The sequence below is a fragment of the Desulfosporosinus sp. Tol-M2 genome, from assembly GCF_059735615.1.
On sequence record NZ_JCAIJG010000120.1, the window covers coordinates 14,725 to 30,138 of the forward strand.

The window sequence follows — 15,414 nt, forward strand, 5'->3', positions numbered from 1 at the left end:
TTGGTTTTCTACTGAATATTCGATATTTGAACCTCGAACCTCAAACCTCGATTGTGCCTCGATTACGTTCGTGGCAAACTGCTCCTTTAATTTCCTTAAATATACCATTTAATATCCCAGAGGACAAACCTGCCATTAGTCCTGGTTTCTGAGTAAACATCAAGCATAAGCCCCTGTTTTACATAAACAGCGGGCTTATGCTTTTCAATACCAAGTATTATTAACGACGATCATCATAGTCTGTATTAAATCCCGGCAGATTTTGGGCATCAACTAAGATGACGTCAACTCCAATTTTCTTAACACGGTCCCAAGGGATAATATAATCCTCCGACTTGCCACTGCTAAAAAAACCCCAACTTCGCGAGGGACCCGGCACAATAATCCCTTTGACAACGCCCTGTTCGAGATCCAAGTCAAGGTCTTTAATGGGTCCTAACCTTCGTCCATCCTTAACATTAACAACATCCAATAATCGTAAATCCGAGATCCGCATTGTTAGACCACCCCCAAATCGAGGTTCGATGCACGAGGCACGAAGCTCGAAAGACGAAGGCCGATCCCACAAAAACGAGCATCGTACATTATATATCGTGCATCGTATATGTCATCTTATGAGAGTGAGACTAAAAATAGCCCTGATCGAGGTGCGATGTGCGTGGTGCGAGGTGCGAAATTTATTTCGTGCCCTGCACGATCCTCACATCTGCCAAGAAGCAATGCGCTTTGGGCGTTCCAAGTTCCTGGTTCCTGGTTCCTCGCTTATCGTCAATCGGGCATCATGCATTGTATCGAACTTCGCGCCATCCTCAGCCGTAAAGCTCGTCTGATAACTGGCGGCTTCGGCATTAGTCTCCACTGGAGACTAATGTGCTAAACATACTTGCGCATGTGTTGCATGGCGGATTTCTCAAGACGGGATACCTGAGCCTGGGAAATTCCGATCTCTTCCGCAACCTCCATTTGAGTCTTGCCATTGAAGAAGCGCAAAGACAAAATGAGCTTTTCACGCTCACTGAGGCGTCGTAATGCTTCCCGTACGGCAAGCCCTTCAACCCAGCCGGTGTCAGATTGCTTATCATCGCCTATTTGATCCATAACAAAGATCGGATCTCCTCCATCATGATAGATCGGTTCAAACAAAGAAATCGGTTCTTGTATAGCATCTAAAGCAAAAATAACTTCTTCGCGCGGTAGAGTAAGTTTTTCAGCGATCTCTGTTACAGTTGGTTCGCGTGAGCATTCACCCACCAACTGATCTCTCACTTGGAGCGCCCTGTAGGCGATATCCCGCAGGGAGCGACTCACCCTTATCGGATTGTTATCTCGCAGATAACGACGGATTTCCCCAATGATCATGGGGACGGCATAAGTAGAAAACTTAACGTTTTGTCCAAGATCAAAATTGTCGATCGCTTTCATCAAGCCAATACAACCAACCTGAAAAAGGTCATCCACATACTCTCCCCGATTTGTAAACCGCTGAATCACACTGAGAACAAGACGGAGATTTCCATGAATAAGTGTGTCCCGAGCGCTGCGCTCTCCAGCTTGGTAAACCACAAATAACTCTTTCATTTTAACGCTTGATAAAACAGGCAATTTTGAGGTGTTCACGCCACAAATTTCAACTTTATTTATCACCAAATTCCGAGCACCTCCCCAGCCAACAATTCTGTTGGGAAGTATGCCCTAACTCGGTTTAGGTTATTCTAATCGACAAAATTCTTTCCGTAATCTGCGAATAATCCTTTTCTCGAGACGTGAAATATAGGACTGCGAGATCCCCAATCGATCCGCTACTTCTTTTTGTGTTTTTTCAACGCCATTATCCAACCCAAATCTTAGTTCCATAATTACCTTTTCTCTATTCGTTAGCTTCCCCATCGCTAAATGCAATAACTGCCTGTCTACCTGTTCTTCGATCGGCTTCGAGATAATGTCATTTTCAGTACCCAAAACATCAGATAAGAGTAATTCGTTACCATCCCAGTCAATGTTTAATGGTTCATCGAACGATACTTCTGAGCGAGTCTTATTGTTTCGTCTAAGATACATCAGAATTTCATTTTCTATACACCGGGAAGCATAAGTTGCCAGTTTTATTTTCTTCTGGGGATCAAAAGTATTGACCGCTTTAATCAGCCCAATTGTTCCTATGGAAACAAGGTCTTCAATCCCTATTCCAGTATTTTCGAATTTTCGAGCAATATAGACTACCAGGCGTAAGTTGCGCTCAATTAATATATCCCGAATGGAATGGTCTCCTGATTCCAATCTTTCCAAGAGAACCCCTTCTTCATCCGAGTTGAGTGGTGGCGGAAGGGCTTCACTGCTTCCAACATAATAAATTCCACTTAATCCACAAATTTTTTGAAGAAGCATAGACCAAAGGCGTCTGGCTTTATCCTGAACGATCCTCCACCACATCATTTATCCTTCTCCACCTTTCTGCACATGTTCGGGGTGTATTAAAGCTTGGTATTCACCTTCTGAACTTAATACTTGCTTAACAAGTGCCACCGTTGCCTTGATCCGCCGAGATACCTTTTTGTCAAAACACGTTACGCGTTCAGGTCTTATCCCCAACAACCAGCTCTGACGATCAATGGCTTGAAAAGGGATGAAAACAAGCTGTTTTACTAAACTGGGATCGACACCCCATAATAACGGCCAAGGATCTTCGTAGTCTTTCCAGGGGATATTTAAAAAGGATCGCATATTATCCGGCAAAGAAGCCGCGGCAACCTCCTCTTCCAAAAGAATAACAGGGAATCCAGTTAATGGATCTCGTAAATGGTTCCCCGTGTCCAGCAACGCTTTAATGCAAACAACCCCACGTTCTTGACAGCCAAAATCAATTTCCAAATCATAAATAATTTGCTCCAAAACTGAGTTTCTTTCCTGCCATCGCAGCCATTGATGCTGTAAAAACCACCACATTAACGCAACCAACGGAAGGACCCAAAGATTGTATAGGGCTAGTGAAAAGGGGGCGCTCCCTAATCCGTTATCAAATTGCACCCACCCCCATGAGGCATATACAAATCCGCCGAGTCCGGTAGATAGAAGCCAGAATCCAGCCAATGCCTTGAGATAAGTGATTAGTCTCCGAGTCCGCAGAGCCGCTCTAACCATTAAAAACGGAATAACCCATTTGCTTACTGTGATCCACTGAGAAGTGGAATAACAGGCTATGAGCACTGGAATCTCACCGAGCAGAGCCCCAAGCAGGATCCGGCCGGGCTGGACAGGGAGGCGAATAAGTCGGCTGGTAAGAGTGAGAATAAGAGCATCCATTCCTCCGTTAATGAGAATATCCAGATCGAGATAAGTCTCAGCTACGCCCATCTGGTGCACCCTTTCCATACGCTTTTCCCAAAATTATATCTAATATCAGGAGTAAAACCTGTCGCTTTCCGTGGGCAAGAATGGGATTTTTTAGGACAAATAATGCGAGTGGTGCACCGATTCTTTAATGTGTCATATATGTCGACAGGATGTGCATATTTACACAAGATACGCGGTAAATAACCCGTAAAATGATTAATATGCAAATTACATGATGTTCTTAGGTAAGAAAGGGATGTTATAATAAGATGGAGTTGAATCTATCTTGGCTATGGAGAGAAGTGAGGAGGTTCGGTTGATGAATCCAAAAATGGTTGAAATCATGAAGGCGGTAAGGGTCCCCCTTGTACTCAACGCCAAGCCGGGTGACAAGCTGCTAATCATCACAGATACCCGCATGGAGCCGGAAATATGGAGTGCTCTAATCGCCGTTGCCAATGAACTCGATATAGAACCCAGCGTGGCCATTATGACACCGCGAAAATCCCACGGATACGATCCGACAACGCCCATAATGTATGCGGCCCGTGATCCCGAACTGAAGCTGGCTATCTATCTGACCAGTACTGCTCTGGCTCATTCCACTTTGAATGAAGAGTTAATCAAGCGGGGCAAGTCGTTTATACTTATGGAAGAGTTAACTTCGGATATGCTGCTTCAGGGCGGGCCGGCATATGCAGACTATACCGCTATGGGTGAAATGGGAGCTAAAGTAGCAGACCTGTTCACGAAAGGGAAACGGATTCGGGTCCAGTCTGATCAAGGCACTGATCTGACGGCTAGTATCGCAGGACGTCCCGGGAGAAACATAGCAGGAAAAATAACCATAATGTCCCAGAGCGGCGGCGGTGGCTGTGCTTTCCCTGATGGCGAGGTGCATGTTTGCCCGCTCGAAGCCACTGGTGAAGGCGTTATAGTCTTCGATACAACGGCTCACTCAGTCGGTCTTTTAAAGGAACCAATCCGGCTGACGGTTGAGAAGGGGATGGTGACAAAGATAGAAGGTGGCTTAGAGTCGGAAAAATGGCGCAGGATTTTTAATGACTATGGAGATCCCAATAGCTATAATTGTCCTGCTGAGATTTCTATTGGAACCAATCCTAATATTACAATCACCGGAAGTATGAGAACGGACAAGAAGCTATACGGCGCCAGTCACATCGGCGTGGGGGATACAATTATCATTGGGGGAACGTGCAAGGCCAAACTGAGGTTGGAGGGGATTATTAAGGAACCCGTCATTACAGTTGACGACTACGTTTTGACCAGGGGAGGAAAAATATTGGTATAAATTGCAAAAACTAGTGTGTTTGTCAGAGTATGGCTCCAAAACATCGGGATAGGAGGGATAAGAACAGTGGAGAATAACGTAAAGATATATCCTTTCAAATTGGGGAATGCAACCGCGGACAAAGGCCTGCTAACATATCGATTGGGAATGGGTTCCAAAGTGGAACTGGCTTTCGGTTGCTTCTATATGGAGGCTGACGGAAAGAAGATTATGGTCGATACCGGCCCTTCAGCACCGGAACATGCCCTTAAATTCCATAAAGATGTCAGTCCGCAGATTGGACCCGAAGAGCAATCATACATCCAACTGGAGAAAGTGGTTGGAGTCAAACCAGAAGAAATCGATCTGATTCTGCTTACGCACCTTCATTGGGATCATGCCTACCATTTGGAAAAGTATCCTAACGCCAAAATTTATGTTTCCAAAAGAGAGTTGGAGTTCGCTCTCAATCCGCTGCCTCCCTTTTTCTATTCCTATGAGAACTGGCAGATAGGGCTTATACCGTTTTTCCTTCCGGCCATACCAAGAATGATCCAGATTGACATGGCCACAACAAAAATAACAGAGCACGTTTCCATGATTCCAGCACCTGGTCATTGCCCCGGCCACATGGCAATCGTGGCGGAAACAGCTAAGGGTCCTTATGTTTTTGCCGGTGACGCGATAATCGGGCAGGAGAATATGCAGCCGTTGCCGGGGCGGAGCTGCCCATTTCGGATGACCGGTCTGTACATGGACTTTGAGGCTCAATGGAAGACGATGGAGACCATAATGAAAATCGTAGACTGGGATCCAAGCAGAGTATTAGGAGACCACGATCAGATAGTCCTGGCTAAGAATATTCTGCCTGAGTAAAAACATTAAAATATTGCGAGCGAAACCGGTATAACATAGCGGGGGTGTAACGATTTCGTTACACCCCCGCTATGTTTGCAAATTCTAAATTATTGGGAGGAATGAACATCGTTATTGCGCTGTTCTATTGAGCAGTGTTTCCATCGAAAAGGAACGGCTGCCTGACTATTAACGCCGACGCCTTAGAAATTCTGGAATATCAACGTCTCCTTCTTTTGATACCACTTTAATTATATTATCCTGAACTTTTCCCGGTACCACTCCAAAGCCAGCCCAATGCTGATCAAATCCAGTCGCGATAACGGTAACCACTAATTCTTCCTTGAGGTTCTCATCAATGACCGCGCCAAAAATAATATTCGCTTCGGGGTCTGCGGCTTCCGCAATAATCCCCGCGGCTTCGTTCACTTCAAAGAGGGTTAAATTAATACCGCCGGTAATATTAAGCAGGACTCCTTTTGCTCCTTCAATCGATGTTTCCAGCAGTGGGCTGGAGATTGCTTTACGAGCTGCATCAGCGGCTCGATTTTCCCCGGTTGCCTCACCAATACCCATCAGGGCGGAACCTGTATTCGCCATAATAGCCTTAACATCGGCGAAATCCAAATTTATCAGACCAGGAACCGCAATTAAATCTGAAATCCCTTGGACCCCTTGTCGCAGAACATCATCTGCAATGCGAAAAGCTTCATTAATCGTAGTATGCTTATCCACTACTTGCAGCAACCGGTCATTTGGAATCGTAATTAGCGTATCCACTTTACTTTTAAGCTCTGCAATTCCCTTTTCTGCCTGCAAAGCCCGTTTACGGCCTTCGAAAGTAAACGGACGCGTAACCACGCCTACCGTTAGTGCTCCTATTTCCTTGGCCACTTCCGCAACAACAGGCGCTCCTCCAGTACCCGTTCCGCCTCCCATCCCTGCAGTGACGAAAACCATATCCGCTCCCTTTAGCACCCTGGCAAGTTCTTCACGGCTTTCTTCCGCCGCCTTAGCTCCTATATCAGGATTTGCTCCTGCTCCAAGTCCTTTGGTTAACTTAACACCTATTTGCACTTTTTGACCTGCACGGGAAAGCTGCAAGGCCTGCGAATCAGTATTCACAGTAATGAAATCTACCCCTTGTAAACCGGCGGTAATCATCCGATTAACCGCATTGTTTCCGCCCCCACCGACCCCAATCACTCTAATCTCTGCAAATTGGTTTGATTCCGTATCAAATTCTAGCATCTAGGCTTTAACCCCTCTCGCTTCATTCTGGTTTCTCCGCTTTGGAAAAGTGCAGGTTATAACAAATGTTCAACTGCGCCGTTTAAATACTCGCTTGGATTTACAAAAGAGCGCTGAAACCTGCTTACTAACGACGTGCAGTAATTATTCACACCGAACTTTTTTCATACTGCATAACGGATTCGATATGTTAATGCCTTATCCCTTTTTTTTAAAATAAAAAGTTTCTAAAGCTTTTAACTTCCTTCATACATAATAAGATTTCAAATTACTTTTTTATCAGATGACGCCGAATAACTCCCAAATTTTGAAATAACCGCACGCCAAACGCTACAACAGCAGCCAAATAAAGATCCACTCCAATACGATCTCCGAGGTACGCCAAAAAGGCTGCAAGGAGCATGTTACTAAAAAACCCCGTCAAAAAAACTGTGCTGTCGAAATGATCCTCCTGCGCAGAGCGTATCCCACCTAAGACTGAATCTAGCGCTGCCAATATTCCAACGGATATGTATTTAGCATATTCGATCGGGATTGAGAACGGGCTGACATACCCAATAGCCAATCCCAAAACTAAGCCTAATAGCGGTAACCACATGTTCCTTCTTCCTCCCTGACCTAGCGACCAATTACAGGTTTTGCCGCCGTAAAATCAATATATCGTACCCCTTGCTGAAATGATATATACTCATTAGCGCTTACAATCTGAAAAAGCGCATCTAATTTAGGTTTCCAGTCGTTAGCTTGTCCGAGTCGGACTTCAACCCCACTGCTTAGGTACATCGTCATTTGTTGAATGGGATCCACGTGAAGTTCCCCAACCTGAGAAAGTAAATCCGGCGGAGCTTGTCCAAGCAAGTTAAGTGCTGCCGTAAGGGATGGGTTTGCCAAGTTTTGTCCTGGTCCCACAGTATCCGCAAGATTAATTCCCGTAAGCACCGGATAATCGTTTTTAGGCCAACTCTCTAAACGGCGTAAAAAAGTCCCCTGCGCATCCACCTCCAAGACCCCACTTGGTACAACGACCAAGGCGATAGGGGTCCGCTCGGTAACCATAATTACAAGCGTCTGAGGAAGTTTCCGCTGAAACTGAACGCTTTGAACAAACGGATGTAATGTAATTTTATTATTGAGTGCCTCTTGATCAAAGATAAACAGGTTCTGTCCCTGAACCCCGCTGGCTAATTTTAAGATTTCGCTTTCCGTACTCAGTTTAAGTCCTTGTACTATTACATGTTGCACAGTAAAAACACTGGAACGAAAGAAAAGAGCCAAACCCAAGGTAAGTAAGATCGTTAAGACAGTAACATGGAGAAAGGACGTATTCATTTTTTTGGGTTGCATTTCTCAATTCCTCCTTGTCCCAGTATATCGAATACCGTCCTATTCTGTCATGCTTTTTTTGCCACATTATCTTGACATAAAACGCACAAATTCGAGGTTCGAGGTTCAAACTATGAATTCGATTCTACATACGGCGATGCACGAGGCTCGAGGCTCGATGCCCGAATTGTGAATTCGATTCTGCATACGCTATCCTTCCTGGTGAATTCTCAGTATTTTTGCCCCCAATTGGCGATATTTCTGTTCTAAATTTTCATACCCTCGATCAATGTAATCAATTTTTTCGAGTACGGTTACATCCTCAGCCGCTAAGGCTGCAAGGAAGAGTGCCGCCCCAGCCCTAAGGTCCGAAGCCTCCACGAAGGCTCCTTCAAGCGTCTCAACCCCACGAATAACGGATGTTCTTCCCTCAACCGTGATTTGCGCTCCCATTCGGCGTAACTCATCCACATGCTGAAAACGGTTTTCAAAGATTGTTTCCGTTATGATGCTCGTTCCTTCCACGCAGGAGAGCATGGCCATAAACTGAGGTTGCATATCTGTGGGAAATCCCGGATAGGGCATTGTCTTAAGGTCCACGCCCCGAATTCTTCCCCACTGTTGAACACGAACCGAATCATCCAGAAGGGTTACATGAGCTCCTGCCTGACGTATTTTAGCAATAACCGGTTCCAAGTGTTCTGGTACAATATTCTCAATCACCACATCCCCCTCAGTCATGACCGCCGCAATCATATGCGTACCGGCTTCTATTCGATCTGGTATGACTGTATGTTCAGCGGGATGAAGCCTTTCTACTCCGTCAATCCTAAGTACATCCATGCCCGCACCGCGTACTTTTGCTCCCATCTTATTTAGAAGATTTTGCAAATCAACGATTTCTGGTTCGCGTGCCGCATTACGAAGCACGGTAATTCCTTTAGCTAAGACAGCTGCCATCATAATGTTTTCCGTGGCCCCTACACTCGGAACATCCAGGTAGACATCGGCACCCTGTAAATGATCTGTCCAAGCTTCAATATATCCATGCTTTTCTTTAACCTTAACCCCTAAAAGTTGAAGCCCCTTAATGTGTTGATCCATTGGGCGGGAACCAATGGCGCACCCTCCCGGTCTGGATATTTTTACCCGTCCATACCGGGCTAATAACGGGCCTAAAATAAGATTAGAAGCCCGCATTTGCCGCATAAGTCCTTCATCAACCTCACAGGCCTCCAGCCCTCCGGCATTGATATGCATCGCCTTATCCTGGCGTACTACCCTACAGCCGAGGTGCTTAAGTACCTCAATCATATGCGTAATATCCACTAACTCCGGGATTCCTAATAAAGTAGACGTCCCTTCAGCTAGTACGGTTGCAGCTAATAAAGGAAGTGAAGAGTTTTTCGCCCCGCTAACCCGGATTCTTCCTTCTAATCGCTGTTTTCCTGTGATGACATAGCGATCCAGCGCCATTATCCTACCCCCCTTTTCGATGCTCGAAGTTCGATGTTCGATGTTCGAATTGTGAACTTAAATACTCAACTTCCGGTTGCAATGTAATCCCAAATTTCAACTGCACATCTCTCTGGATCTCCTCCATTAAAGCGAGCACATCCTTAGCTCTGGCGTTACCCGTATTCACTATAAAGTTCGCGTGTTTATGAGAAACCTGAGCCCCACCCACGCTTTTCCCTTTCCAACCGGCAGCTTCGATCAATCGGCCCGCCGAATCACCCGGAGGATTCTTAAAAATACTACCGGCACTTGGTTTCTCAAGGGGTTGATGGCGCGTTCTATAAGTTAAGTTCTTTTTCATATCTTGTAAAATCTCTTTAGGATCTCCTGGAGAAAACATAAGTTCGGCTTCCAACACCCAGGCGTGGCCGCGTAAGGAACAGAACCGATAAGCAAATTTGAGTTCAGCTTTATCAACCTTCTTAACCGTGCCATCCGCCCAAAGCGCGGTAACATTCATTATCTGATCAGCTATTGTTCCGCCATGGGCACCGGCATTCATCATGACTGCACCACCAACCGATCCGGGGATTCCCCGGGCAAATTCCAAGCCGCTAAAGCCACGTTCCCCCGCTTCTTGGGCTAAACGGGCTAATGGGTACCCCGCTTCAACCTGAACTGTGTGATCACCCCACTCTATCACGCGTAGAGACGTAGTCACCAACGTAACTCCGGGAAGCCCCTCATCAGGCAACAGTAGATTTGAGCCCTGCCCGATCAACCACACAGGAACTCCTGCTTCCTGGGCACGTTGCCACACTGTCGCTAAGTCTTCCTTTGTTTGGGGCCAATACACAACCTCAGCGGGCCCACCAATCTTCAAGGTGGTCAATTGATGCAGAGGGTAATTCTTCTCCACACGCCCAGGCATTCCATCCAATATCATTGATGTTCCACCTCAAGTCATCCGTCATTATTTTTTTCTTCCAAAAAGAACTAAGAGCTAACCGTATATCCAGCCAGGAAACTCCTAAGTCAATGCACCAAGCTATAGTTTCAGCAGCAACTTGCTCTTCCGGCGGTTCCGGCCACCTTGGAATTTGGCCAACGAAATTTAGACCATTTTGCGCCCGGTAAAAATCAATTCTATTTTCGCGGACTACCCAGGTTGCCGCACGATGCTCGAGGCTCGAGGCTCGAGGTTCGAGTTCCGGTGTCCGTAGTCCGCAGTCCGTGGTCAGATCCTCACTCTTGGCGCCTCGCGTCTCGCTGGAGCTTACCTGCCAGGAATCTGGTATTATCCAATGGATACCCTGATTTCTATCACATTGCCATTCCCCGTCCGTCGTCGGCCAGAGTATGGTCGGTTCGAACCCGGCCTCTTGCAAAACATGCCCTAGTAAGGGACTTCCTTCTATCATAACCGTCGGTTCAGAAACCCTTAAAATTATTTCATCCTCTAAAGTATTATGTATAAACGACTGAATTGATTGCTGGTTCAAACCTTCGGCGAGTGCTTTTTCTCGCCAGACGTTGTGTTCCGTCTCCTCATCCCAGAATACTACGTCTGTCACTGGGCCTAACCCTTCGGTCGCGGCCTTTTGATCCATTGACTTTTCCCACCAATTTTTCATGATTCCTTCGCTTAAATCCTCCTCCTCGGAAAATTCAAGCCGGATTCCTTTCAACATGGCCCGAACGCCGTCAATTCCGGGAGCCGCAGCAGAGGAAACCAATTGTATTTTTCTCTTTGGCCACACCATGCTCACCCCTTTCGTTTGTTCACTGCCATATGCTATGCATTGGAGTAAAAAGGTGTGAGCATACTCGAGGTTCGAGATTCGAGATTCGAACGACATACTTGCAGTTCATTATCAAGATCCCCGCTTAAGGGTTGTACGCCTTCATAGATGTTTAGCTTTACCTGAATGAGTTCACTCGTTTTTTCGTACTACGAACTACGAACTTCGTACCTCGATCACCGCCAGGCAGTAGCCCAACAGAGGTCCACAATCTTATCTAAAGCCCGAGGTTGCGCCAGTTTCTCGGTAGCTGCTCCCATTTCAGCGAGTAGCAAGGGGTGAGCAATCAGCGCCTCCACTTCTTTCCACAAGCGTTCCCCATCCAATTCTGAGTCCAAAATGATTTCCGCGGCACCCGCTTGAACCAGCGCTCGGGCATTATGTTCTTGATGATTCTCCGCCGCATAGGGGTAGGGAATTAATAGACTGGGAATACCTGCAACCATCAACTCAGCCAGGGAGGCAGCCCCTGCCCGTCCAATGTAAAGGTCGGCACAGGCTAAGGCCTCCGGCATATCTTTCAAATACTCCAGGACGCGCCACTCCGGACGTTCCCAGGAGATTGCTCTTTTCTCTAACCCCTCAATGATTTCCCTATACGTAGTTTTTCCGGTTGCCCAGATCACCTGAATGTCCGAGCGCAGAGCAAGATGCGCCAGGACCTCGATCATAGCCTGATTTATCGTTCGCGCACCTCTGCTCCCGCCTGTCACCAGCAAGGTCAAGCGATCCGGGCGCAACTTAAAATTTGTTGCCCCTGCTTCGCGGGACACCTGTCCAATTTCAGGGCGAACCGGGAGCCCAACAAGTTTCAGCTTTTTCTTAACGCCAAAATGCTCCATACTCTCGGGAAAGGTCACCATGACACGACGTACAACCCGCGCTAAAATCCGATTGGTAATCCCAGGCAAGGCGTTCTGTTCATGGAGCAACGTGGGAATATCAAAAAGGGCAGCCGTCAAAACAACCGGGCCTGACACATATCCCCCTGTTCCTACCACCAGATCGGGATGAAACTGACGCAACAGTTTCTTCGTCTCCCAAAAAGCCTTGAAACTATTACCGATAACTTTTAGCGTATCCAGATTTAATCTGCGCGGCAGTCCTTTTCCGGAAATCCCCGCAAACGCAATGCCGGCCTCCGGCACCAAGCGCGCTTCCATTCCGTCCCGGATTCCCACATAAAGAATTTGGGTCTCAGCATCGCGCGCCAACAACCCTTTGGCAATGGCTAACGCCGGATAAATATGCCCACCTGTTCCGCCACCGGTCAAAATTACACGCATTTTGCATACCCCTTTCTGGATATCCGCTCAATAAGTGCTAGTTCCAACGCCCTGCTTTGAGAAATGAAGATCACCCCTACGAGCCAAGCAAGGCCCAGAAGTGCTCATGCACTCGAACCTCGTGCCTCGAACTTCGAACCTCGATTTTTACCTTACTTCACGGGAAATATTCAGCAGAACACCAACTCCTAGCATTGTGAAGACCAGCGATGTGCCCCCATAACTTATAAACGGTAAAGTAATTCCGGTGACCGGCAATACCCCGCTAACTACTCCCATGTTAATCATCGCCTGTATGGAAACCATGGCAGTTAATCCAACTGCGAGAAAACCCGTAAATTCATCCGGTGCCCTCATTGCCACCCGTAATCCACGCCAGGCGAAAAGGAAAAAGAGTATAATTACTAAAGAAGCCCCGATGAAGCCAAGCTCCTCGCCAATCATGGCAAAAATGAAATCCGTATGGTTTTCTGGTAAATAAAGAAACTTCTGTCGACTTTGCCCTAAACCCAAACCAAACAATCCGCCCGGGCCCAGCGCTAATAGCGCTTGAATCGTCTGATAACCATTCCCCAACGGGTCTGCCCACGGATCCAAAAAAGCAAAGATCCGCTGCATTCGGTAAGGGGCTGCCGCAATAGCGGCAACCACTAAGCCAAGACCTGTCCCTGCCAATGCCAGAATGTGCCCAACCCGTGCTCCGGCTGCAATTAACATAAAAAACGTCGTAGCCGCTATGACCAGGGTTGTTCCCAGATCCGGCTGCAGCATAATAAGTCCCGCAATCACCCCAAGTAAACCAAGAATTGGCAGAACCCCTTTGCGAAACGACTGAATCTTATGGGGATCAAGCGCCAGTACATGGGCCGTCACCAACACCATAGAAAGCTTAATTACTTCAGAGGGCTGAATCGACAATGGCCCCAACCCAATCCAACGGTCTGCGCCATTTACTTCGCGCCCGATTCCCGGAATTTTTACTGCAATCAGTAAAGCAATCGTTATAAAAAGGGCGGGCTTAGCAAATCTGCGTAATATTCGCATATCCGCCCACATGCTTAGGACCATCGCCCCAAGTCCCATTACAGCCCATACTACCTCCATCTTGAGAAAGTGATAAGGATCGTCAAACTGTACGTACCCTCTGACAGCACTTGAGCTGTACACCATAATAAAACCTATCCCTAACAGAGCTAAAATCGCTCCAAGCAAGACCAGATCCGGTCGATGCCTCCGCATGTATAGTTCCCCCCTTAAATTTAAATGGGTTTCCTATAATGCCTACGCACTAACTCCTTAAACAATTCCCCTCTTTCTTCATAACTTTTAAACATATCCCAACTTGTACAAGCAGGGGATAATAAAACGACATCCCCAGGTACCGCTTCAGCAATCGCTTTCTCTACTCCATCCTCAAAAGTGGCTGCCCTAATAATCCTCTGCACACCTTCATCCCGCGCCGCTTGCTCCATTTCCCCAGCCGCTAATCCCAATAAAACCAGGCTTTTGACCTTAACCCGAACAACTTTCATGAAATCATGAAAATCAAGCCCTTTGTTTTTCCCCCCTGCAAGCAGGACCAAAGGTTCTTCAAAGGCTAGTAAGGCCTTGGTGGCTGCATCTGTATTGGTCCCTTTAGAATCGTTTACAAAAAGGATCCCCTCAAACGTCCCCACAATTTCTTCTCTATGCTCCACCCCTTTGAATTGGGCGAGCCCTTCTGCAATCTCAGCCCATGAGAGGCCTAACGCTTGCGCTGCCGCAGCAGCTGCCATGACATTTTCCAAATTATGCGTTCCGCGGAGCTGAAGTTCTTTTCTGGAGATAATCGGAATCATAGTCCTCTTTTCCTTTTCCGCATAGACTATCTGATCGTGCCAAAGGCTAACCCCGTCCGGTAAAAAGGAGGTTGGACTGAAATACATCACCCGACTTGTTAATTTCGGTCCCAAATCCCGAACTAATGGATCATCCCAATTCAGTATCGCCAAATCTGCAGCTGTTTGGTTCTCGAATATTCGGGCTTTGACCTGAAGATACTCTTCGAGAGTCCCGTGCCTGTCCAAATGATCCGGGGTGAGATTCAGCAAAATAGCCACCTGGACCCGAAGTTTATTAATAAACTCAAGTTGAAAACTTGAAAGTTCAGCCACAACAATGCTGTTCTCTCCCAAACCGTTCACTTGCCCGCTTAAAGCCACTCCAATATTTCCAGCTACAACCGTAGGTCGATCTGTTCGCTTTGCCAATTCACCGATCAAAGAAGTGGTCGTCGTTTTCCCATTGGTACCGGTTATCCCAACACATAAAGCGGGGCAATCATACATTGCCAACTCAACTTCACTCCACAAGGGCACATTATGGGAAATTCCCTCCTGCACCAAAGAGAGTTTAGGGGATACCCCTGGGGATAAGATGATCAGTTCAGGCTTTATCCTCGTGAAGTCCGGCACGCTGCCAAGTAATAAATGCGCCGGATCAAGCCCTAACTCCCCAACACCTGCGAGCTGCTCCAGTCCCTTACTGTCCGTCAGGAAAACCTCCGCTCCCAAACGCTGAAGCTTCTGAACAGCCGCCTGTCCACTAAGACCTGCACCTATAACCAAAACCCGTTTTTTTATCCATTCCACTTATGTAATCCTCCCTGCCAAAGTTAGTTTCTGAGGAAGTGTTGTTTATGTCGGTTGCGGTCGTTCGATTCATAGGACTATTATTTACAGCCAGAATAGTCTTAAGCTCAGATGTTATCTCCTTATTTTGCAAAATACCTATCCACTTCCCAAGCCAGAGGAAGTCTCTTAGCTTAAGGAGCATGGAG

The 15,414-nt window shown here is 46.8% G+C and carries 17 protein-coding genes; 2 read left to right on the top strand and 15 right to left on the bottom strand.

The annotated features are described in order from the left end of the window. Positions 1-220: 220 nt before the first annotated feature. The 5 genes from AC6I5A_RS09270 to AC6I5A_RS09290 all read right to left on the bottom strand — a co-directional run bounded on the left by AC6I5A_RS09270 (position 221) and on the right by AC6I5A_RS09290 (position 3,369). Positions 221-496: a YlmC/YmxH family sporulation protein gene (locus AC6I5A_RS09270; protein WP_034614814.1), complete on the bottom strand. Its 276-nt coding sequence runs from the start codon at positions 494-496 to the stop codon at positions 221-223. Between the two features lie 204 nt (positions 497-700). Then, a complete protein-coding gene (locus AC6I5A_RS09275) occupies positions 701-859 on the bottom strand; it encodes a hypothetical protein (RefSeq protein WP_497900626.1) in 159 nt (52 codons plus the stop codon). A 14-nt stretch (positions 860-873) separates the two neighbouring features. Continuing rightward, on the bottom strand, positions 874-1,647 hold the full coding sequence (gene sigG / locus AC6I5A_RS09280) for an RNA polymerase sporulation sigma factor SigG (RefSeq protein ID WP_034614817.1): 774 nt from the start codon (positions 1,645-1,647) through the stop codon (positions 874-876). A 60-nt stretch (positions 1,648-1,707) separates the two neighbouring features. After that, a complete protein-coding gene (sigE, locus tag AC6I5A_RS09285) occupies positions 1,708-2,433 on the bottom strand; it encodes an RNA polymerase sporulation sigma factor SigE (RefSeq protein ID WP_034614820.1) in 726 nt (241 codons plus the stop codon). Beyond that, the gene (locus AC6I5A_RS09290) at positions 2,434-3,369 is read right to left on the bottom strand and encodes a sigma-E processing peptidase SpoIIGA (RefSeq protein WP_497900627.1); all 936 of its coding nucleotides are present in this window, start codon (positions 3,367-3,369) and stop codon (positions 2,434-2,436) included. A gap of 280 nt (positions 3,370-3,649) precedes the next feature. Here AC6I5A_RS09290 and AC6I5A_RS09295 point away from each other — a divergent pair, with 280 nt between their 5' ends. Together AC6I5A_RS09295 and AC6I5A_RS09300 are read left to right on the top strand one after the other, a co-directional pair. Continuing rightward, a complete protein-coding gene (locus tag AC6I5A_RS09295) occupies positions 3,650-4,642 on the top strand; it encodes an aminopeptidase (protein WP_034614826.1) in 993 nt (330 codons plus the stop codon). Between the two features lie 66 nt (positions 4,643-4,708). Continuing rightward, the gene (locus AC6I5A_RS09300) at positions 4,709-5,497 is read left to right on the top strand and encodes an MBL fold metallo-hydrolase (protein ID WP_052167999.1); all 789 of its coding nucleotides are present in this window, start codon (positions 4,709-4,711) and stop codon (positions 5,495-5,497) included. A 168-nt stretch (positions 5,498-5,665) separates the two neighbouring features. On the opposite strand, the gene ftsZ is transcribed toward AC6I5A_RS09300, so the two are convergent. From ftsZ to AC6I5A_RS09350, 10 genes are all read right to left on the bottom strand, one after another. Further along, on the bottom strand, positions 5,666-6,727 hold the full coding sequence (ftsZ, locus tag AC6I5A_RS09305; RefSeq protein WP_034614828.1) for a cell division protein FtsZ: 1,062 nt from the start codon (positions 6,725-6,727) through the stop codon (positions 5,666-5,668). Positions 6,728-6,995: 268 nt separating this feature from the next. Beyond that, positions 6,996-7,325, bottom strand: coding sequence for a small basic family protein (locus AC6I5A_RS09310; protein ID WP_034614831.1), 330 nt, complete (start codon positions 7,323-7,325; stop codon positions 6,996-6,998). A gap of 20 nt (positions 7,326-7,345) precedes the next feature. Beyond that, positions 7,346-8,071: a cell division protein FtsQ/DivIB gene (locus AC6I5A_RS09315; RefSeq protein WP_034614833.1), complete on the bottom strand. Its 726-nt coding sequence runs from the start codon at positions 8,069-8,071 to the stop codon at positions 7,346-7,348. A 189-nt stretch (positions 8,072-8,260) separates the two neighbouring features. Continuing rightward, the gene (gene murA / locus AC6I5A_RS09320; RefSeq protein ID WP_034614836.1) at positions 8,261-9,526 is read right to left on the bottom strand and encodes a UDP-N-acetylglucosamine 1-carboxyvinyltransferase; all 1,266 of its coding nucleotides are present in this window, start codon (positions 9,524-9,526) and stop codon (positions 8,261-8,263) included. Positions 9,527-9,530: 4 nt separating this feature from the next. Then, the gene (gene murB / locus AC6I5A_RS09325; protein WP_497900628.1) at positions 9,531-10,454 is read right to left on the bottom strand and encodes a UDP-N-acetylmuramate dehydrogenase; all 924 of its coding nucleotides are present in this window, start codon (positions 10,452-10,454) and stop codon (positions 9,531-9,533) included. Beyond that, entirely contained in the window at positions 10,369-11,271 is a 903-nt protein-coding gene (locus AC6I5A_RS09330; RefSeq protein WP_034614838.1) for a hypothetical protein, read from the bottom strand. The genes murB and AC6I5A_RS09330 overlap by 86 nt, the downstream gene beginning before the upstream one ends. A 215-nt stretch (positions 11,272-11,486) precedes the next feature. Then, positions 11,487-12,596: an undecaprenyldiphospho-muramoylpentapeptide beta-N-acetylglucosaminyltransferase gene (gene murG / locus AC6I5A_RS09335; protein ID WP_034614840.1), complete on the bottom strand. Its 1,110-nt coding sequence runs from the start codon at positions 12,594-12,596 to the stop codon at positions 11,487-11,489. A 147-nt stretch (positions 12,597-12,743) separates the two neighbouring features. Next, the gene (gene spoVE, locus AC6I5A_RS09340) at positions 12,744-13,835 is read right to left on the bottom strand and encodes a stage V sporulation protein E (RefSeq protein WP_034614843.1); all 1,092 of its coding nucleotides are present in this window, start codon (positions 13,833-13,835) and stop codon (positions 12,744-12,746) included. A 20-nt stretch (positions 13,836-13,855) separates the two neighbouring features. Further along, on the bottom strand, positions 13,856-15,226 hold the full coding sequence (murD, locus tag AC6I5A_RS09345) for a UDP-N-acetylmuramoyl-L-alanine--D-glutamate ligase (RefSeq protein ID WP_034614846.1): 1,371 nt from the start codon (positions 15,224-15,226) through the stop codon (positions 13,856-13,858). Continuing rightward, positions 15,180-15,414, bottom strand: a 235-nt coding sequence (locus AC6I5A_RS09350; RefSeq protein WP_497900629.1) for a hypothetical protein, incomplete at its 5' end; no start/stop codon positions are given. The genes murD and AC6I5A_RS09350, both read right to left, overlap by 47 nt.